The following is a 20,403-nucleotide window of genomic DNA, read 5'->3' as shown; positions in this document are numbered from 1 at the left end:
AATTGATGAAAAATGTCATCCCAGAAAATGAAGATGGCATTTCCATATTCTTTATTAATTTGTTAAGAAGCCACCGTTACCTCTGTATAATTTGATTGGTGCGTCTAATGTTACTTTGATACAAGTCACATATTTATCGATAGCATTTTCCGGCAAATCAATGTAAACCAATCCAGGAACAGCACTCCAAGAGATTTTACCCACTACTTTATGAGTCAACTTCTCCTTTGAACCCAAAACAGTAATACCCTGAATTTTGTTATCTAGTCCTTTTAACATTACTTGTCCAGAAGTTTTTCCGTGAACAAATAAGTAAAGTGTTTTTGAATCTTTCGACAGTGTCGTTGGTCCGTAGAAATGCCCTTGTGGAATTCCAGGGATAGTTCCGAAAATCCCTTCTCCGTTTCTTCTGTTCCAATCGCCTAATTCTTTCAAGGTAGAAACAACCGTTTCTGGATAGGTTCCGTCTGGTTTTGGTCCAATGTCTAATAATAAATTTCCTCCGTTTGAAACCGCATCCACAAATATAGTTATTATTTCATAAGGTGTCTTCCAGTTGGTGTCACTCACACGGTAACCCCAGTTTTCATTCATGGTCATACACAATTCCCACCATTTGGATGCAGGACGCACCACAGGAAAATTTTGTTCTGGAGTATCGTAATCGCCATACCCCTGCAAACGACCGTTGATAATGGTATTTGGGTTTCTGTCTAACATCATTTTACGTGTTTTTTCGGCCTGCCATTCATCAGCACTGTGCTCCCAATCACCATCAAACCACCACAAATCAGGATTGTACCAGTCAGAGATTTCTTTGACTTGTCCCTGAAAGAATTTCTGGAAACGTTCCCAACGAGCTGGTTCTTTTTTGATATCATAACGCTTTTTATTCTTCAAAAAATCAGGATAATCATTGTGTGTCCAGTCAATTAATGAAAAATAGGCTCCGCATTTCACATCTCTTTTACGCAATTCTTCAAATAAAGGTTTTATCATGTCTTTTTTGGCAGGACATGTTTTTACCGAACTCAATTTTCCCAATTTGGTGTCGTACATCGCTACACCGTCGTGGTGTTTGGTTGTGATTACCGCATACCTGGCCCCGCTTTCTTTGATCATTTCTGCCCAAGCAACTGGATCGTAATTGCTTAAAGTGAAACTTTTTTGCTGTTTCATATAATCTTCAACCGAAATGTTTCCGTTATGAAAACTCCAAGATTCCGAAACATCGGCCACCGAATAAATTCCGGCATGGATGAAGATTCCTAGCTTAGCATCTTCAAACCATTGCATTTTATCCTTAATGGTTGTAGGATCAATTTTGGGTTGAGCATTCCCGCAAAAAACTGCTCCGCTAAAGAGAGCCAACAACATTACTTTTTTTATCATTTTAACAAAATAAAATATTAATGAAAACCATTACAATTTACTAAAAAAGATGATTTAATTCCCTACTTAAATACAGTAGCCATCCTCTAAGTCTTTTTACTAAATTTATGTCTTTTTAGAAATCGAAAGATATAATGATTACAACCTTTATATTAATGCGATATTATCCTTGTTTAATCATTAATTACCATTCCTAAAATAGATACTAAAAAAACGAGCGATTTTGTCATTTAATAACTTCAGAACATTCTGGTAAAACTTTACAAACTGAGAAAATTATTCTCCCCCATTTTAAAATCTGTTGAGGAAGCATTATTTTGTGTTAATAGGTCAGTCCTGAGATAATACATTACCAACAATAAAAAATAAAGATAAAGGTGCAATTATTTTTATGATTTTTTATTATTTAAAAAGAATGCGGAAAATATTGATTGTCAACAGAACCATCATCAAACAAATCAACAATAGCATAGCCTGGAGGCGTTTGTTTATAATACGTTTTCCCTGCCGAGTCTTTGTCTCCATCTTCCCACCAAAAACCACTTAAGGCACCATTACAATAATAATGTACATTATTGTAAACGGCGTTGTCCAATAAATGAATATGCCCGCTAAAGCAGTTAATTTTTTTGTCCTTATGTTTATAAAAAAGATCGCTGATATATTTTGAATCGGTATGATTTCCTCCATCAACATGGGTACATGCGGCAAGAATAGGATAATGGCTCATGCAAATAACTGGTGTACCGGCTGGAATAGCTTGTAAATCCTTTTCCAACCATAGACGTTGTTCATCATCCAATGAACCTCCGCCGTTATTACTGTCCAATATTACAAAATGCCAGCCTTTTTTATCAAAACTGTAATACCGATTGGGAATTCCCAATTGTTTCACTACATACTCTTTTCCATACATTGGATCCTGTTTATCAGGTGCAGCCCACCACATATCATGATTACCGAGGCAACTATGAATCTCAAAGCCGCTTATCCCTCTGGTAGTTTCGTTCCACACCTTCCATAATTCATTTACTCTCTCACGGGTTATATCACCATAGTCTGCTGCAAATATTGTATCTCCTCCATTCAGGAAGAAATCGACTTTATGTTTTTTTATCTCTTCCAAACATTTTACAAACCGGTTGGGGGCATTTTCTTCCGGTCGGATATGCACATCGGTGATATGCGCAATGCGCAATACTCTTTTACGTTTATCCCTTTGTTCCGCCGCAGAAACAATTGATGTTGTTCCGCTCAATGCGGCGGCACCAACAGTCAATCCAATATATTTTAATAAATCTCTTCTTTTCATTTGTAGATAATATTTGTTTTTTATCGAAATATGGAATTGATGACATTCTATATTGCTTTTTTGGGAGTCATCGAACGTTCTTTTGCATCAATTGATTAAATTCCCGTTCAAAAATAGATTCCGAAAATAGAATATATTTTTCAAATCACATAACAGTGCCTACCAGTTTGTAAAGTATTATGCTAAACTTATAGTAACATAGCAAACAGGTTAAAAAAATACTTTAGCTTATTTCTAATATTAAAATAAAATTATTTAAAAAAGCGTTTGGTATTATTCATCATATTAGTTGTTAATTAGAGACTTTAATTACCCACACATAGTCTGTTACCGATTTAAGAGAAGCCGGAACATTTACCTCGACGGTATCTCCTTTTTGTTTCCATGAAAGGTTTGATTTACTCCCCAATAGCTGCAACTTTGTGTTTTTAGAAAACGGGATTTTCGTTAACAGCTGTTTTTCTTTTGGAAAATCGAACAGGAAAATATATTTGGTATCCCCATTTTTAGTTTGTGTATAACGAATCTTTTCGCCTTCCCCAAAAACGGTAAACATTCGGCTGCCGTAAATGGCCTCACCATTTGTTTTTATCCAAGTTCCAATTTCTTTCAAACGCTGGTAAGCCACCTGATCCAGCTCGCCATCTGGCCCCGGACCAATATTCAACAAATAGTTTCCTCCTTTACTTACCACGTCAACTAATTTCTCGATGATTTCGTTTGCAGGTTTGTAAACATCATTAGGTACATAACTCCAACTATTCCCCATAGTCATGCAAGTTTCCCATGGATAAGGCAAACCGGTATCCGGTATATGCTGTTCAGGGGTAAGATAATTTTGTTGTTCTCCTGGGACAGCTCTGTCCACAACGATCAACTTGGGTTGTTTTGCCCTAACCTCTTTCACCAAACGTGGCATATCGATATCCTGGCTTTGAGGATTACGAGCCCAACGACTGCCTTCGGAAACTTCCGATAATGCATCTTTTATTTCCAGATCTGTTTTCTTACGCACCCAACCGCCATCAAGCCAAAGAATATCAAGCTTGCCATAATTGCTCGCCAATTCATTAATTTGATTATGGGTAAAGTCAACGAATTTTTTCCATTGTTCAGGATACTTCTGAATCGAATAGTTAGCATTGCGGTCGCTTGGCGGAAATTGTTTCCACCAATAATAATCACTATGCCAGTCGGGCTTGGAAAAATAAGCCCCGATCCAAAAATTCTCCTTCCTAAAAGCCGAAAAAATTTCTTTGGTCACATCACTCCTCGGATTGGTTGAAAACGGAGAACCTTTATCGGTAATCTTATAGTCGGTATATTTACTGTCGAACATGCAAAATCCGTCGTGATGTTTGGTGGTAAACACCATGTATTTCATTCCGGCATCCTTGGCAGCTGCCGCCCATTTTTCGGGATTAAATTTCACCGGATTAAAAGTCGTTTTAAGATTCTCGTAGGCATTTACATAATCGTTATAATTGTCGGCCACGCCTGGTTTCTGTCCGCCCGTAGCCCAACTAAGATCTTCCGGGCAAATGCTCCAACTTTCCACAATACCCCACTGGCTGTAGGTTCCCCAATGCATCAGCAGACCAAATTTCAAATCTTTCCATTCCTCCAATCTTTGCTGAATAACAGGATTCGGATCTGGATAATATTCTTTTTCTTGAGCGGAAAGATTGATTGTTATAAAAGAAAACAACAAAAAAATTACTGTCTTTCTAAGAATTTGATGTATGGATTTCATCGCTATTGGTTTATTGGATAATTAAATTCATTTTCGGTATTTCTCTATAACGCCCTATCCAAATGGGTATACCCACCATCCACATGAATCAACTGTCCCGTTGTATGGCTGGATCTTTCGGATAAAAGAAAAGCAACCATATTAGCTATTTCTTCTGCAGTGGTCATTCTTTTTTCAAACGGAATTTTATCCGTGATTTCTTTTAATTTCTCCTCGGGATTATCAAATGTTTTAATCCATGTTTCATACAAAGGCGTAAAACACTCAGCTACAATTACCGCATTTACGCGGATGCCGTATGGCAACAATTCCACCGCCCATTCCCGGGTCAAGGCATTTCTCCCTCCATTGGAAGCCGCATAGGCCGAGGTGTTTCCTTGACCTGTTTCGGCAGTTTTAGAACCTATATTTACAATCGCTCCCTTTGATTTTTTCAATTCAGGCAAAGCATGATGCCCCATTAGATAATAATGCACCAAATTTTTATGTAGTGAAGCCATGAAAGATTCGTAATTGCCGTTTTCCAATCCAACACCATCGTTTACCCCCGCATTATTAATCAATCCGTCGATGCGGCCACATTCGGCCACAACTTGTTTTACGGCTCTTTCACAGTCTTGGGGGTTTGTCAATTCGGCAACAACGGCCTTTGCTTTTCCTCCCGCAGCCTCAATTTCTTTCACGGCAGTCTTATTATCTTCTTCGCTTCTTCCGATGATAAAAGGGATTGCTCCCTCTGAAGCCAACACTTTGCAGATTCCAAAACCTATTCCTTTGGCTCCTCCGGTTACGATAATTATTTTGTTATTTAAATCTAAGTTCATTTCCGTTTTTTTATAAATGATAAAATTCTATTGCATTTCCACCCCAGAGTTTATCTTGTTCCTCATTCGAAAATTTCGAAAAATAATCCTCTACAATATCACATAATTCCTCATAGGATGCTGCCAACAAACTCACCGGCCAATCACTGCCAAACATCAAACGATTGACGCCAAATGCATCAGTAATCACATCAAGACAATAGATAAAGTCAGTTGCTCTCCAATTGTTCCAATCCGCTTCGGTTACCAAACCCGAAACCTTACACATCACATTTGGGCAAGCCGCTATTACTCTAATCTCTTTTTTCCATACGGCAAAATCGATTTGCTTGAAATCAGGTTTTGCCAAATGATCTATTACAAAAGATTGCTGAGGAAAGCGTTTTACCAATGCTGTGGCATAAGGCAAATGTTTTGGTAAAATCAAAAGATCATAGGTAAAATTATACTTTGCCAATTTTGATATTCCCATGCAAAAATCCTCTTGCAAAAGGAAATCTTCATCTGGTTCTGCCTGAACAATATGTCGGAATCCTTTCAGTTTTTTATACTGTGAGAAATACTCCAACCTTGCTTCCAGATTCTCTGCTCTTAAATCTATCCAACCAACAACTCCTTTGACAAACTCATTTTCTTTTGCCAATTGCAATAAAAAATGAGTTTCTTCTTCACTTTGGTCAGCCTGAACGGAGACGCAACCATCAATATATTTTGCTTCGAGCAAAGGCAGTAAATCAGCGGGCAAAAAGTCCCGCTGAATCACTTTCATCTCATCACTAATCCAAGCGTCTTTTACCGGATGGTATTTCCAAAAATGTTGATGGCTGTCTATCCTCATTTCAATTCAAATATTTTTTCCATCAGCATCCATTTTTCTCCTGACTTTGCAAATGGTAGCGCCTGTTGAAACTTCCACATCAATTCTTCCCATTCCTGCACTTTCAGATTATTGGCATCCATTTCTGATTTTTTTTCAAAAGAAAAATCTTCATTGCCTTCGATAATCATGAACATACGATTCCCGACACAATAAATATCAAGCACCTCAATCCCAGAACCCTTGATACTTTCTATAATTTCAGGCCAAACGGCTTGATGATACGCTTTGTACTCCGCCATCAATTGTTGATCATCTTTTAAGTCTAAAGCCAAACAATATTTTTGTGCTGCCATAAAACTATTATTTATAAGCTACTGCTACTTGTTTACTTGAACCCAATCCTTCCATACCTAACTCAATAACATCACCTGCCTTAATGTAAATTGGTTCTGGTTTAATACCTAAACCTACTCCCGGAGGTGTTCCCGTACTGATTATATCGCCTGGAAGCAAAGTCATAAACTGGCTTAGGTAATGAACTAAAAATGGTATTTTGAATACCAAATTAGAAGTATTGCTGTTTTGGAATTTTTTTCCGTTAACTGTTAACCACATTGGTATATTATTCACGTCTGCTATTTCATCCTGAGTTGCCAAAAAGGGTCCAAGTGGTGCAAATGTATCACATCCTTTTCCTTTTGCCCATTGTCCTCCACGCTCTATTTGAAAAGCTCTTTCGCTGTAATCATTAAGCAAAGCATAACCCGCTACATAATCTAAAGCGTCGGTTTCTTCTACGTAACTTGCTTTTTTACCAACTACAAAAGCCAACTCAATTTCCCAATCTGTTTTTTCACTTCCTTTTGGTATGATAAGGTTATCATTTGGCCCACACAATGCTGTAGTTGATTTAAAAAAGATAATTGGCTCAGCCGGAATTGGAGCATTTGTTTCAAGACAATGATCTACATAATTCAAACCAATGCAAATAATTTTAGAAGGTCTTGCCACTGGCGAACCTAGACGTACAGAAGCATCTACTTCCGGTAATGATGGATTGCCTGCTAATGCTGCTTTTAATTTTTCTAAACCATTTTCTTCAAAAAATGCTTCATTGTAATCTGTAACAATTGAAGAAACATCAAATCTTTTTTCTCCAATTAAAATTCCTGGTTTTTCTTTACCAGCTTCTCCAAAACGTATTAGTTTCATAATCTAAATTTATTGTAATTGTAATTCTATAATTGTGTCAATAGGATCTACTTGTACTCCATCCAAATGTACAAACACTCCTCCTGATTGCTGTTTGAATTTTAATGCTTTTTTACTGTTTAATAAATTGCAACTCTTTATTTTATTTTTCATTTCCGGAATAAAAATAGAAGTGCAATCTTTTGGCGTTTTGATAATATGGGCATACCAGATTTTGTCTTTGGCAGTAACTACACCCCATTCTTGCTTTTTCGTAACACCACCTCTAGTCCCATAAATACTTTGGCCGTTTATTTTCATCCAATCTCCCATTTCTTTTAGCGTTTCAACAAATTCAGGCTGAATGGTTCCGTCAGGCATTGGCCCAACATTCAGCAGAAAATTAGCATTAAGACTGGCCGCATTAACCATATAATGGATTAAATCCTTGGTCGATTTGTATTTTTTATCCGTAATATTAAAGCCCCAAGAATCATTCATGGTTTCACAGGTTTCTAATGGTAATTGCGAAATAGATTGTCCTCCAAAACCAGTAGAATTCCCTCCAGGTAAATCTTTTTCAAACGCCTGAAAATCTTCCCCGGGAATTGGCAACAAATGATGATTATTTGAAATTAAACATTGCGGCTGCAAAGAATGAATCAGTTTATAGATTTCATCATAATGCCAGTTTACTTTCGACTGTAAAGTTTTGTCATGGTCATTATCCAATTGATCCCAATGTCCGTCAAACCAAATTCCGTCAATTTTCCCGTAATTGGTCAACAACTCCGTCAATTGTGCTTTCATAAAACGGATGTAACTTTCCCAATCACTCTTTTGAGTCCTGCCAGTTCCTTGTCCAGTTTTTCCTGTTTCATACTGATAATCGCTACGGTACCAATCCAACAAAGAATAATAACAGAATAATTTAATTCCTTCTTTATGACATTCATCAGCCAATTGTTTCAAGGCATCTTTCCCGTAAGGTGTATTGGTTATTTTCCAGTCAGATTGTTTAGTGTCCCAGTTACTGAAACTGTCGTGATGACGGGTGATAAAAGTAATGTATTTCATCCCACCGGCCTTTGCGGTAGCTACCCATTTCTTGGCATCAAAGTTTTGCGGATTAAATATATTGATCAAGCGACCGTATTCTTTTACACCGATTTTCTTGTTATTCATTACCCATTCCCCATCCCCCAAGACGCTCGATGCCCCCCAATGGATGAACATTCCTAATTTCATATCCTGGAATTCTTTTCTTGCCGCCAAATTTTCAGCAGAGGGTGTGTAAATTTGCGCCTGTAAAGCCATTGTAGTTACGCAGCTAAACAACAAACTCGATAATAATTTTCTCATATTGGTTATAGTTTTTGAAGGTTATAATTTTTTGAAACTTTAATTAGGCGTGTAATTTACTCCTCTTCCTTTATCGCTTGAATCTGAGTTTCCGATAAAATCTGATTGAATACTTTCAAATCTTTAATTTTCCCAATAAAAGAATTGCTGCTGTCACCAATTGTATTTAAAGGAAAGAATAATGTTTTCATAACCCAAATGGAGTCGTTTTTATAGCCTGTTGGGATTTTTTCCCTCGTGAGCTTTTTAACCAATTTGCCATTCATAAACAATGTTGTTGAATTATTATCCCCCGTAATAGCAATCGTACTCCACACATTTTGAGGAATCGCAACACCAAAATCATAATCCTTTCCTTCGTGAGAAAAACCAAGGTTAGACGTATTTCCTTGTTTTAGTTTTACAGTTGCATGATTCGATTGAAAAAGGACAGCATTGGCATCATTATTTTCAGAAGGATTTATTTTAAAGCTAACCGTATAATCATATCCAATTTCGTTGTACGGTAGTTTCACATAACTGTCATTGTTCTTAAAACTTAATACTTTTCTGTTTCCATCAGTTATATAGCTTGCATGATTTAGTTTTCGTATTTCATCATTCCCTTTCATCGGAAGATTTACAACTAGAGAATCTTTAGCGTACATTTTTCCTCTCAAATTCAGCCCCGGGCCTTCATTTGTACCTTTGGCTTTGTTGGAAAACTCATCAAAACTTACCGTCGTATCTGTACCGGTCCACATTTTTTCACTCAACACTTGAATTGCAGGAAACACTCTGTCTGTAACATCCTGAGCGGTAATTCCATTTTTGGCAACATCATTCCATACGGCAAACATTCCTCCTCTTATAAAAGGATCTCCCATCTTGAAAACCACATTACCAATGACAACCGGTTCCCATTTTTCATATAAATGCTTCAGGTTTAGATAATCATAGTAATATCCCGCAGCAGGCACAATATAAAGCAAACCGTCGGGCGTGCTAATAAGTGGATAACCCAATTCCTTCATTTTCAAAGGGTCCGCATAGCCATTGTACCAGGCATTCATGCTAACACCTTTTGAAGTAACGGGAGTAGTACCATCGGCATGCGTTAAAGCACCCCAAACCCGTACCTCTTTCCCAAAACCTTGCACGTATTTTATAAAATGATCGGTGAACTTTCTAAAAGGCTCTGCCTCTTTTTTAGCATATTCATCGGTTCCGATATGCACTTCTTTAAAACGAAACACCGGATTTTTTCCTTCCAAGTATTCTTTAAATATGTTTTCTACGATGGTATAGGTTTCTGGATTTTTTATATCCAAATGGTCTTTTCCAAATTCTTTACTCGCAATTTGCGGGAATACTTTTGAGATGGCCAAGGAATGGGCAGGCACATCGATCTCAGGAATAATATTTATTCCATAACTTTCGGCAAGCAATTGCAAGTCAATAAATTCTTTTTTGGTATAGAATTCTCCATTCGTAGCTAATTGCGGATAGGTTTCACTCTCTAGTCTAAAACCACTATAAGTGCTATCCCAGTCATTGTTGAAATGTTTCACAAATGCATTATCACTTAGATGTATTTGAAAATCACCCATTTTATAATAGGACATCAACTTTACATAATCCCGTAAAAAATCAATTTTGAAATATTTTCTTCCAACGTCCAACAGAAAACCTCTTACTTCATATTTAGGATAATCTCTTGAAATTCCCTTAGCCAAAGAACGGTGTAGTGCATCTTTTTCTAATATTTGTAAAATGGTACGTGTTCCCCAAAAAGCGCCCTTATATTCGGCCGCTTGAATGGAAACATAATCTTTAATCGAAAGAGAATACCCTTCCGTTCCCAATTCTTCTTTTTTTCCGTTCAATGAAATAAAAATATCACCGGCTTTGGGAGTACCCACAAGAACTGTCGGCTTTATTTTGCATAGTTCAAGCAAATCATTTTGAAAAACTTTTGCCGCCTGCATAAGGACCGATGCATACTTTACATCCATCACAATTCTTGATTTAGTTGTCAATACAAAATTACCTTTAGCTCCATACCACTCTCTCAATGAAGGAATCACAAAGGGTTTTGCATTCTCTCCTTGATTATTGTAAGTTCCTTCTACTTTTACTGAATAAGGAATCTCCATAGAAGAGCCATCATTTTTTTTAATTGCTTTAAACAACAAATTAACCGTCATGTTATTTAACGGAGTGAAAATAGTTCCCGATTTACTTATTACCGAAAGATTATCTGATCCTATTAGTTGTACGCTATATCCTTCAGGAATAACTGGCATTTTATAAGTTGAAGTCCCTTTTGAAATAAAGGGTTGCATCACCACTTTTTCCGCCAAGTAAATCGAGTCAGACTTAGTCATTTTGGACTGTGCTGATGCCTGTAGGGTCCCCAAAATAAAACCCATCAACACCAAATGTTGTTTAAAATTCATAATCATTATTTTTTCTCTTCTTTGTTAAAATACAATCCCATCTCCGCCAATGTTGGCTGTAATCTGGCTGATACAATACGTAACCTTACTTTAGATGCGGTTACAGATGGAAACTCCAATAAACGTTTGAATCCAATTGTGGTTCCTTCAGTTGCTTTTTTCCATTGGTTATTATCCCAATATTCAAGTACAAATTTTTCTACTCTTTGCCCGATTCTTATATTTTCCTGAAGCGACAGTACATTAAATGTTTTTTCTCCCTTCAAATTCATTTCAATTGCATTATCATTTCCTTTCATAGAAAATGAAAGATGTGTAGCGTCATTCCCGTCAAGCAACGTTTTTATTTTTTTAACCGATCCAACACTTTTGGCGTCTTTCAGAAGATTTACTTTGAATATAGCATCCAATTTCCCTTTCCAGTTTTTCAAGGCAGCTACGTCAAAATCAGTAATTAATCCTCTTTTATCTGGTGGGATATTCAATAACAACACTCCATTTCTTCCTACCGAATGAAAATAAATCTCTTTCAAATATTCAGGAGTTTTCACTTTTTTATCTTCCGATTCATGATAAAACCATCCCGGACGGATCGATACATCTGTTTCAGCAGGATACCATTTTAAAGCATCTCCATCCCTTAATTGGCTGCGACTTCCCAGAACATTGCCCATCATATCTCCAGCTGGCGGTGCATCTGCTTTGGTTTGCGAACCTTCGTTAAATTTATTCTTTTTCCCAACTGGCACCACACTCCATTCTTCCTCACGGCCATGCCCGCTTTCTGTTCCTACCCAACGCACATCAGGACCAGAAACCGCAATAACCGCTTGTGGTTGTAATTTTCGGATATGGGCATACCATCTTTCAAAATCATACACTTGTTTCTTGCCGTTAGGTCCCTCTCCATTCGCACCATCAAACCAAACCTCATCCACTTTCCCATATTGAGTAAGCAATTCCGTTAACTGATCGATAAAAAAATCGTTGTAAGCCTCCGTCCCATAAGATGCATTATTCATGTCCCAAGGAGACAGGTATACTCCAAAACCTACTCCCAATTCCTTACAGGCATCGGCTACTTCTTTTACAACATCCCCTTTTCCATTTTTCCAAGGGCTATTTTTAACCGAATGTTCAGTAGTTTTAGTTGGCCACAAACAAAACCCATCGTGATGCTTTGCAGTAAGAATAACCTGTTTAATTCCCGCATCTTTACAAGCTTTTACCCACTGCTTTGCATTCAATGCTGTTGGGTTAAACAATTTAGGATCTTCCTTCCCATCTCCCCATTCTCTGCCCGTAAAAGTGTTGATTCCAAAATGGATAAAACCCGTTAACTCTAAACGTTGCCAACGCAATTGCTGTGGCGTAGGCGTAATAGTAGCCGCTATCTTCACTAATTCATCTTCTGACATTGACGCATTGACAGGTACAAAATTCTTTGTTTGCGCAAAACCTACCGTTGTAAGCATTGTCATTAAAAACACTAACTCTATTCTGCTTTTCATTTTATATTTTTTTTAAATTATTTAAAAGTTAAAATTTTATTCAATAACATAAATAGTCGCACTTCTTGCTCCATGTGCCCCAATCACCAAAGACTGTTCAATATCGGCGGTTTTTGATGGTCCGGCAATGAATGCACCGAAACCTTCTCGTGCCACATCAACACTATCGTAAGCATGATGCATCGTTGGCACAATAGCTGGCTTATCAATTACTATTATCAAATGCTGGCAAATAAAAGGCAACAGTCTGTTTACCATTTGACTTTCATAAATCCATACCGCGCCATTTTCGGCCACACCAACGGTTCCTCTAATATAGGCTCTCTCTACTTTTTCTAATTCTGATGCCGTAAAAGAAACTACTTGATTGTCTACTTCACCAATGGCGGCTATGGCATTAACAACAAAATTGCCACTTGCTTTATCAGCAATTAGTTTATTTTTTAATTCCGTTATCTTCTGAATCAATTCCACTTTACCGCCAATACTTTCCAGCACCTTTTTAAACTGCGCATAAACATCCTCATAACGAATTAGTACATTCCTATCCATCACAGGAAGTGCTGTCAATTCCGGTTGGTTGATTGCTATGGCATTTAATATTTTTTCTCTTGCACTCATGCTTAACTGTAGCTTATTTTTTGTTCGTTTTCCCGTTTTTTAAATACCAATCCCTGAAGGATTCCTTCGGTGGTTCTGGCATTTCTCTTTGTTTGTACCAAACATTTAATTTATTGTTTGCCACAAAAGGAACTATTCGCATCATCCATCTTCCCATTTTCCCTGCGAAACGATACACTTTTGGTTTTGACAATAAAAAGCCCATTCCTTTCATTCCTATTTTTTTGCTTGTGGCAACATAGCCTTCGGCAACAATAACTTGCCTCCATTTCCATAACTGCTCATGGATATTGATTTTCACGGGACATACATTGGTGCAACTGCCACATAAGGTTGATGCAAATGGTAAATCAGCGTTGGCTTTCATATCCAAATTTGGATTCAAAATAGAACCAATAGGTCCTGCCACAGCGGTATGATAACTATGCCCTCCGCTACGACGGTATACCGGACAAGTATTGAAACAAGCGGCACAACGGATACATTTTAACGAATTCCTGAAATCTTCCCGACCCAATTGTCGGCTGCGACCATTATCAACAATTACAATATGCATTTCCTGATTGGGTCTTGGTTTCTGGAAATGGCTCGAATAAGTGGTTATCGGTTGTCCGGTAGCACTTCTTGCCAACAAACGCAGGAATACCGAAAGATGTTCTGCCTTTGGAATAATTTTTTCAAAACCCATGCAGGCAATATGTACGGGAGCTGTATGTGCGCCCATATCGGCATTTCCTTCATTGGTGCAAACCACAAAACCGCCCGTTTCGGCAACGGCAAAGTTGACACCGGTAATCGCCAATTGTGACTGAACAAACTTATCTCGTAAGTGTTGTCTTGCGGCTTCGGTTAAATATTGTGGATCGTTATTTCCTTTTTCTGTGTGTAAATACTCATGAAAAGTGGCGCTTACATCTTCTTTTTTTAAGTGAATAGCAGGTAATACAATATGACTTGGCGGTTCTTTTCTGAATTGAACAATGCGTTCTCCCAGATCCGTATCGACTACCTCAATACCATGCTCCTGTAAATATTCATTCAAATGACATTCTTCGGTGAGCATGCTTTTGCTCTTCACAATTTTTTGAATATTGTGTTTGCGGATAATCTCGTGAATGATTTTATTGTGCTCGTCTCCATCAGCAGCCCAATGTACTTTTATTCCATTGGCGGTAGCCTTTTCTTCAAATTCTTTTAAATAATCAGAGAGATTGGAGAGCGTGTGGTTTTTTATCTGTGAACCCCATTCCCTTAGTTGCTCCCATTCCGGCAAACCATGCGCGGCCTTATCCCGCTTCTCACGAACAAACCACAGGGTCTCGTCGTGCCAGTCGGTTCTTGGCTCGTCAGCTATAAATTTTTCCGCTAATGTTGCATGAGTTGCTTTCATAATATTTTCCTCTCCCCGGCCCTCTCCGAAGGAGAGGGAGACTGGACGGAGTTTTATTCGTTTAGTTTTTCTGTATTCTCTTTTCTTTATTCTCTAATTTCCAACTTCATTATAATCCGCTATTCAATATCTCAGCAATATGAATGGTTTTTACCTTGCTTCCCTGTCTTTTCAGAATTCCTTCCAAATGCATCAGGCAACTGGTATCGCCACCTGTGATGTACTCAACTTCGTTTGCATCATGCTCTTTTATTCTATCCTTACCCATTTTTACACTTACCGCTTCTTCGGAAACACAAAAAGTCCCACCAAAACCACAGCATTCATCGTTGCGTTTTGGCTTACTTAATTGAATACCTTTCACCATACTGAGCAATTGTTCTGGTTTAGAAAATTCTGGCAACATTCTTTCGGTCATCGAAGAAAGTTGTAATCCTCTTTGACCATGACAACTGTTGTGCAAACCTACTTTGTAAGGAAAACTGGCATTGATGTTTTCTACTTTCAAAATATCGGTTAAAAACTCGGTGAGCTCATAAATTCCGATACGTATTTTTTGAGCCACTTCAGGACGCTTCTCATCCCGTAAATGTTCTTTTACATGCAAAACACAACTTCCCGAAGGAGCCACAATATAATCAAACCCTGAAAAATTTTCAACAAAATTGACATCGCAGCCTTTACTTAAACTGGCAAAACCACTGTTGGCCATAGGCTGACCACAGCAGGTTTGCTGCAAAGGAAATGAAACATTACATCCAAGTTTTTCTAATAATTGTAATGTAGCAATTCCTACCTGTGGATAAAACTGGTCGATATAACAGGGTATGAATAAGGCTACTTTCATATGTTGATATTTATTGTTTTTTTATCGGTAATATGTAATTCACATATCATCATTAGTGTTTGCGACCAATTATCGGTTATGATCATTTCATTAATTATTTAATTTTATAAAACCACCATCAATAGGATAATCAGAACCTGTAATAAAACCTGATTCATCACTGCAAAGGAACAATGCCAATGCAGCAATTTCTTCTGGTTTTCCCATACGTCCGATAGGTTGTGATTTAGATAATTTATCAAACATTTCGGCTTGATTATCCGGATAATTTTTAGAAATAAATCCATCCACAAACGGCGTATGTACTCGAGCCGGAGAAATAGAATTACAACGGATATTTTCGTTAATATAGTCCTTGGCAACAGACAAAGTCATCGCCATTACAGCACCTTTTGCGGTAGAATAAGCAAAACGGTCCGGAATCCCAACCCAAGCCGCGATAGAAGCCATATTCAAAATAACCCCTCCGCCTGAATTTCTAAAGTGTGAAATGGCAGCATGCAAACAATTGTAAACCCCTTTTACATTCACATTCATAATACGGTCAAAATCAGCTTCAGGGGTAGTATCTACTTTGCCAACATGAGCAATTCCTGCATTGTTTACCAGAATATTAAAATTCCCTATTTTTTCGAATGTAGCTAATACTTCTTGCTGATTGGCCACATTACAGGCATGTGAAAACACTTTTCCACCATTTGCCTTTATTTCGTCAACAGCCGTTTTAGCGCTTTCTTCGGTTAATTCTACAATATGCACTTCGGCACCTTGTTTTGCAAATAAAGCAGCAATTGCTTTTCCTATTCCGCTACCACCTCCGGTAACTACCGCTTTTTTATCTTGTAATGAAAACATATTATTAGATTTTTAGATCTTTAGATTATTACACTTTTTACTTTTACCTATTGCTTTTTTTACAAAGACACTCCGCGTTTCCAAGGAATAAAATCATCCTGATTTAGTAATACCGCTTTCGGGATAATTTCGCCACTGGCCGCTTTAATGCAATATTCCAAAATATCTTCTCCCATTTTTTCAATGGTCTTTTCACCACTAATGACCGGACCACAATCAATATCAATAATATCGCTCATTTTTTTAGCCAAAACTGAATTAGTGGCCACCTTAATCACCGGACAAACAGGATTACCCGTTGGCGTCCCCAATCCCGTGGTAAACAAAATCAATGTTGCACCAGATGCCGCTTTACCAGTTGTTGCCTCCACATCGTTTCCGGGTGTACATACCAAATTTAATCCCGGTTTAGAAACTATTTCTGTATAATCCAATACATCTACCACTGGTGCTGTTCCGCCTTTTTTGGCAGCACCCGCACTTTTGATGGCATCAGTAATCAATCCGTCTTTTATATTTCCTGGTGAAGGGTTCATGTGAAAACCAGAACCCACTTTATGTGCCAAAGCATCGTAAGATTGCATAAGATCGATGAACTTTTTCGCAGCCTCTTCCGTAACACAACGGTCAATTAAATTTTGTTCCACTCCACACAACTCCGGGAATTCTGCCAATAATACTTTACCGCCTAAAGCTACCAGTAAATCAGCAGTGTAACCCACGGCAGGATTTGCTGAAACTCCGCTGAAACCGTCGCTACCGCCACATTTAACCCCTAAACACAATTCGCTTAAAGGAGCTGCTGTTCTTTCTTGTTTGTTTATTTCAATTAATCCTTTAAATGTTTTTTTGATCGCATCGGCAATCAATTGCTCTTCGCTGTCCGATTGCTGTTGTTCAAAAACAAGTAATGGTTTATCGAAAGATGGATTTTGTTTTTTAAGGTCATTCATAAAATCCTGTACCTGCAAATGTTGGCATCCTAAACTCAATAGTGTAATACCTCCTACATTTGGATGGTTAGCATAAGAAGCTAACAACGAACTTAAAGTAGCGGAATCCTGACGCGTACCACCACAACCTCCTTGATGATTCAGGAATTTGATTCCATCAACATTTTTAAACACGCGATTCGTGCTGGTTGTTGGCGTAAGCAGCATGTTAACCGAATCAACGTCCTCTCCGTTTTGATAAGCCTGCAATAATTGGTGGGTATACTGCGTGTATTTATCGCTCACTGAATAACCCAATTCATTATGCAGGGCTTCCTTTATTACATCAAGGTTTCGGTTTTCACAAAATACCGTTGGTACAAACAACCAATAATTGGCAGTTCCTACACGACCGTCTTTTCTTTTATATCCTTTAAAAATTCTGTCTTTGTATTTCGAAACATCAGGTGCCTGCCATGCAAAATCAACATGACGGTATCCATAAGGTTCAGCAGCATGCTTCAGATTTGCCGTAGTCATCAGGCTGCCTTTGGTAACATCATTCTGCACTTTACCTACTAATACCCCATACATAATTACTTCATCCCCAAAACTTAAATTAGTCATGTAAAATTTATGCTTTGCCTTAATGGCTTCCTGAAGAACATAAGTTTCTTCTTCAAAAACCACCTTCTCCTCTTTTGCTAAATCAGTTAAAGCCACCAGTACATTATCCTCTGGGTGCATTTTTACCACCAATCTTTTTGCTTCGTTTTTTAACATCTTATTATAAATAGAATTTATGCTTTATTTGTTTTATGCGCATTGAATGCAAACAATAGTATTACTGCAAAACAAGTTAAGGGCACCGTATAACCATATTGAATATTACCTGTCATATCTGAAATTAGTCCTAATACAGGAGGCAATAATGCGCCTCCTACAATCGACATCACAATCAATGATGACCCAATCTTAGTATTATGTCCCAATCCGTCAATTCCCATAGAAAAAATGGTTGGAAACATAATGCTCATAAAAAATGCGATGGCAATTAAAGTATAAACCACTACCATTCCTGTTCCCATTATAGCCAATATCGATAAGATAATATTGATGGTCGCGTACGCTATCAGTAACTTTCTTGGTTGAATGTATTGCATCAAAAAAGTTCCTGCAAAACGCCCTAACATAAATGCCAATCCGAAAAAACCTAAATATTTTGCTGCAGTATCCTCTTCAAGACCGGCTGTAGTAGTGGCCATTTTTATAAAAAAGCTTCCTACGCAAACTTGCGCTCCCACATAAAAGAATTGGGCCAAAATCCCCCATCTTAATTTCATTGATTTTAAGGCTCCTCCAAAGCTGGCTCCATCGGTTCCTTCTTTATCATCGTCTTTAACGTCTGGCATATTGGTAAAATAAAATATTACCGCCACAGCCAGAATAATCAAGCCCAAAATAAGATACGGCATTTTTACGCTTGCCGCTTCTGAAGCTAAATAAGTGCTTAATTCCGTTGACGACATACTTGCCATCTCTGCTTCGGTCAAATTTTTACCAGATAAAATCATTGGTCCAATAAACGTTGGAGCTATGAAAGCCGCCAATCCGTTGAAAGACTGTGAAAAATTCAATCTTTTGGTTGCCGTTTCTGCAGGTCCTAATATGGTTACATACGGATTGGCAGCGGTTTCCAGAAATGTCAATCCACAGGCAATGACAAACAAAGCCCCCAGAAAGTAAATATATTGCAATGAATTGGCCGCAGGCACAAATAATATGGATCCGATACCAAACAAGACCAATCCAATCATGATTCCTGATTTATAACCATACTTCCGCATGATATAACCCGCAGGCAAAGCCATAACAAAATAAGCGATAAAAACAGAAGAGTCTATCAGGGAAGATTGTAAATCAGAGAGATTGAATGCTTTTCTTAAATGAGGAATCAGAATAGGATCCAGATTGTGAACAAATCCCCAGAAAAAAAACAGACTGGTAACCAATATAAATGGGAACATCCAGCTTTTTTTTTCATTAGAAAATGCTTTATTTTGCAAAACCGACTCAGATGTTAATGCCATAGGTATTATATTAAATTTATATTGTTTTGGAATTCGAAAGATATAATGACTAAAGTATATTTATTAATTCATTATTATCTTTGTTTAATTATTAATTATCTTTAGATATAAATGAAAATTGAAAAAACAAAAATAACCTCCTACTTAAACAGTTCTATTTCTGTTATTTCTCGTGAAGAATCATTTTTTCAATCCCCATTCCATTCCCATCCCGAACTCGAATTGGTCTATATAAAAGAAAGTCACGGCAAAAGAATTGTCGGAAATTCTGTGGAACCTTTTGAGTCTGGCGATATGGTTTTTTTGGGTTCAGATATCCCTCATGTATGGCTTAATGACGAAATCTATTATCAAGGGATTAATAAACTAAAAGCAAAAGCCATAGTAGTTTATTTTAATAAAGACTTATTTGGCCCTGCTTTTTATGAATTGAAAGAAACCCAAAAAATAAATACTCTTTTCAACCAAGGCGTTAGAGGTTTGTCTATTTCCGGAAAAACAAATGAACTTATTGCAAAAAAACTAGAGAAACTAGTTAAAAAAAAGGACTTCGAAATTATCATTGGTCTTTTCGAGATATTGTCTATTCTTTCAGAAAGTAGCGATCTCTCTTTTGTAAACAGTGAGGCTTATACTACCGTAAATGATCAAACCAAAAATGATCGTCTTTCAGACGTTTTTGAATATGTAAAAGAAAACTATAAGGAAGACATTTCACTTATTGCAATTGCAAAAATTGCCAATCTTACTCCAACTTCGTTTTGCAGAATGTTTAAATTAAAAACCAAAAAACATTTTGTGGAATACCTCAACGAAATTCGAGTTTCCAATGCCTGCAAATTTCTTATTGAAACCGATATGGGCATGTCTGAAATCGCTTATGAATGTGGTTACAAAACCGCTTCCAATTTCAATAAACTTTTCAAAAAATTAACAGGAACCACTCCAAAAGAATACAAGAAAAATTCAGAAAACTAAGTATTTTAAGGCTTCTTAGTAAGTGCCTTAAATCTTGTCCGAAATGATTTGCGAATTTCCTGTAAGGGTCACATTAGAGAACAAGTT

The 20,403-nt window shown here is 37.4% G+C and carries 17 protein-coding genes; 1 reads left to right on the top strand and 16 read right to left on the bottom strand.

The window, feature by feature from the left end; translation table 11 throughout:
- Nucleotides 1–54: 54 nt before the first annotated feature.
- The 16 genes from E0I61_RS11380 to fucP form a co-directional block, all read right to left on the bottom strand.
- Nucleotides 55–1,392 carry an alpha-L-fucosidase gene (locus E0I61_RS11380; RefSeq protein WP_132071516.1) on the bottom strand — a complete coding sequence of 446 codons (1,338 nt, stop codon included), beginning with the start codon at nt 1,390–1,392 and terminating at the stop codon, nt 55–57.
- Nucleotides 1,393–1,798: 406 nt separating this feature from the next.
- Nucleotides 1,799–2,704, bottom strand: a complete 906-nt coding sequence (locus E0I61_RS11375) for a metallophosphoesterase family protein (protein WP_132071514.1) — start codon at nt 2,702–2,704, stop codon at nt 1,799–1,801.
- Nucleotides 2,705–2,996: 292 nt separating this feature from the next.
- The gene (locus tag E0I61_RS11370; protein ID WP_132071512.1) at nt 2,997–4,457 is read right to left on the bottom strand and encodes an alpha-L-fucosidase; all 1,461 of its coding nucleotides are present in this window, start codon (nt 4,455–4,457) and stop codon (nt 2,997–2,999) included.
- Between the two features lie 44 nt (nt 4,458–4,501).
- Nucleotides 4,502–5,281: an SDR family oxidoreductase gene (locus E0I61_RS11365; RefSeq protein ID WP_132071510.1), complete on the bottom strand. Its 780-nt coding sequence runs from the start codon at nt 5,279–5,281 to the stop codon at nt 4,502–4,504.
- 10 nt (nt 5,282–5,291) lie between these two features.
- The gene (locus tag E0I61_RS11360; RefSeq protein WP_132071508.1) at nt 5,292–6,119 is read right to left on the bottom strand and encodes an amidohydrolase family protein; all 828 of its coding nucleotides are present in this window, start codon (nt 6,117–6,119) and stop codon (nt 5,292–5,294) included.
- Nucleotides 6,116–6,454, bottom strand: a complete 339-nt coding sequence (locus tag E0I61_RS11355; RefSeq protein ID WP_132071506.1) for an L-rhamnose mutarotase — start codon at nt 6,452–6,454, stop codon at nt 6,116–6,118. Before E0I61_RS11355 ends, E0I61_RS11360 begins: the two co-directional genes overlap by 4 nt.
- 7 nt (nt 6,455–6,461) lie before the next feature.
- Nucleotides 6,462–7,313: a fumarylacetoacetate hydrolase family protein gene (locus tag E0I61_RS11350; protein ID WP_132071504.1), complete on the bottom strand. Its 852-nt coding sequence runs from the start codon at nt 7,311–7,313 to the stop codon at nt 6,462–6,464.
- Nucleotides 7,314–7,322: 9 nt separating this feature from the next.
- Complete coding sequence (locus E0I61_RS11345; RefSeq protein WP_132071502.1) at nt 7,323–8,654, bottom strand: alpha-L-fucosidase; 1,332 nt, start codon at nt 8,652–8,654, stop codon at nt 7,323–7,325.
- A gap of 56 nt (nt 8,655–8,710) precedes the next feature.
- Nucleotides 8,711–11,092, bottom strand: a complete 2,382-nt coding sequence (locus E0I61_RS11340; RefSeq protein WP_205728756.1) for a family 20 glycosylhydrolase — start codon at nt 11,090–11,092, stop codon at nt 8,711–8,713.
- A gap of 5 nt (nt 11,093–11,097) precedes the next feature.
- A complete protein-coding gene (locus E0I61_RS11335) occupies nt 11,098–12,603 on the bottom strand; it encodes an alpha-L-fucosidase (RefSeq protein ID WP_132071500.1) in 1,506 nt (501 codons plus the stop codon).
- A gap of 36 nt (nt 12,604–12,639) precedes the next feature.
- A complete protein-coding gene (locus E0I61_RS11330; RefSeq protein WP_132071498.1) occupies nt 12,640–13,224 on the bottom strand; it encodes a LutC/YkgG family protein in 585 nt (194 codons plus the stop codon).
- A gap of 13 nt (nt 13,225–13,237) precedes the next feature.
- Nucleotides 13,238–14,614 (bottom strand): lactate utilization protein B, encoded by a 1,377-nt coding sequence (locus E0I61_RS11325; RefSeq protein ID WP_131996908.1) that lies wholly within the window; start codon nt 14,612–14,614, stop codon nt 13,238–13,240.
- Between the two features lie 109 nt (nt 14,615–14,723).
- Nucleotides 14,724–15,461, bottom strand: coding sequence for a (Fe-S)-binding protein (locus E0I61_RS11320; protein ID WP_131996906.1), 738 nt, complete (start codon nt 15,459–15,461; stop codon nt 14,724–14,726).
- A gap of 90 nt (nt 15,462–15,551) precedes the next feature.
- Nucleotides 15,552–16,316 carry an SDR family NAD(P)-dependent oxidoreductase gene (locus E0I61_RS11315; RefSeq protein ID WP_132071496.1) on the bottom strand — a complete coding sequence of 255 codons (765 nt, stop codon included), beginning with the start codon at nt 16,314–16,316 and terminating at the stop codon, nt 15,552–15,554.
- A gap of 59 nt (nt 16,317–16,375) precedes the next feature.
- Complete coding sequence (locus E0I61_RS11310; RefSeq protein WP_132071494.1) at nt 16,376–18,031, bottom strand: UxaA family hydrolase; 1,656 nt, start codon at nt 18,029–18,031, stop codon at nt 16,376–16,378.
- A 17-nt stretch (nt 18,032–18,048) separates the two neighbouring features.
- Nucleotides 18,049–19,338, bottom strand: a complete 1,290-nt coding sequence (gene fucP / locus E0I61_RS11305) for an L-fucose:H+ symporter permease (protein ID WP_131996897.1) — start codon at nt 19,336–19,338, stop codon at nt 18,049–18,051.
- A 111-nt stretch (nt 19,339–19,449) separates the two neighbouring features.
- Here fucP and E0I61_RS11300 point away from each other — a divergent pair, with 111 nt between their 5' ends.
- Nucleotides 19,450–20,316: an AraC family transcriptional regulator gene (locus tag E0I61_RS11300; protein ID WP_132071493.1), complete on the top strand. Its 867-nt coding sequence runs from the start codon at nt 19,450–19,452 to the stop codon at nt 20,314–20,316.
- The last annotated feature ends 87 nt before the right edge of the window (nt 20,317–20,403 follow it).

Source organism: Flavobacterium ranwuense, assembly GCF_004349315.1.
GTDB lineage: Bacteria > Bacteroidota > Bacteroidia > Flavobacteriales > Flavobacteriaceae > Flavobacterium > Flavobacterium ranwuense.
Note: the sequence above shows the minus strand (reverse complement) of the source record. Positions and strands in the feature narration are given on the sequence as shown.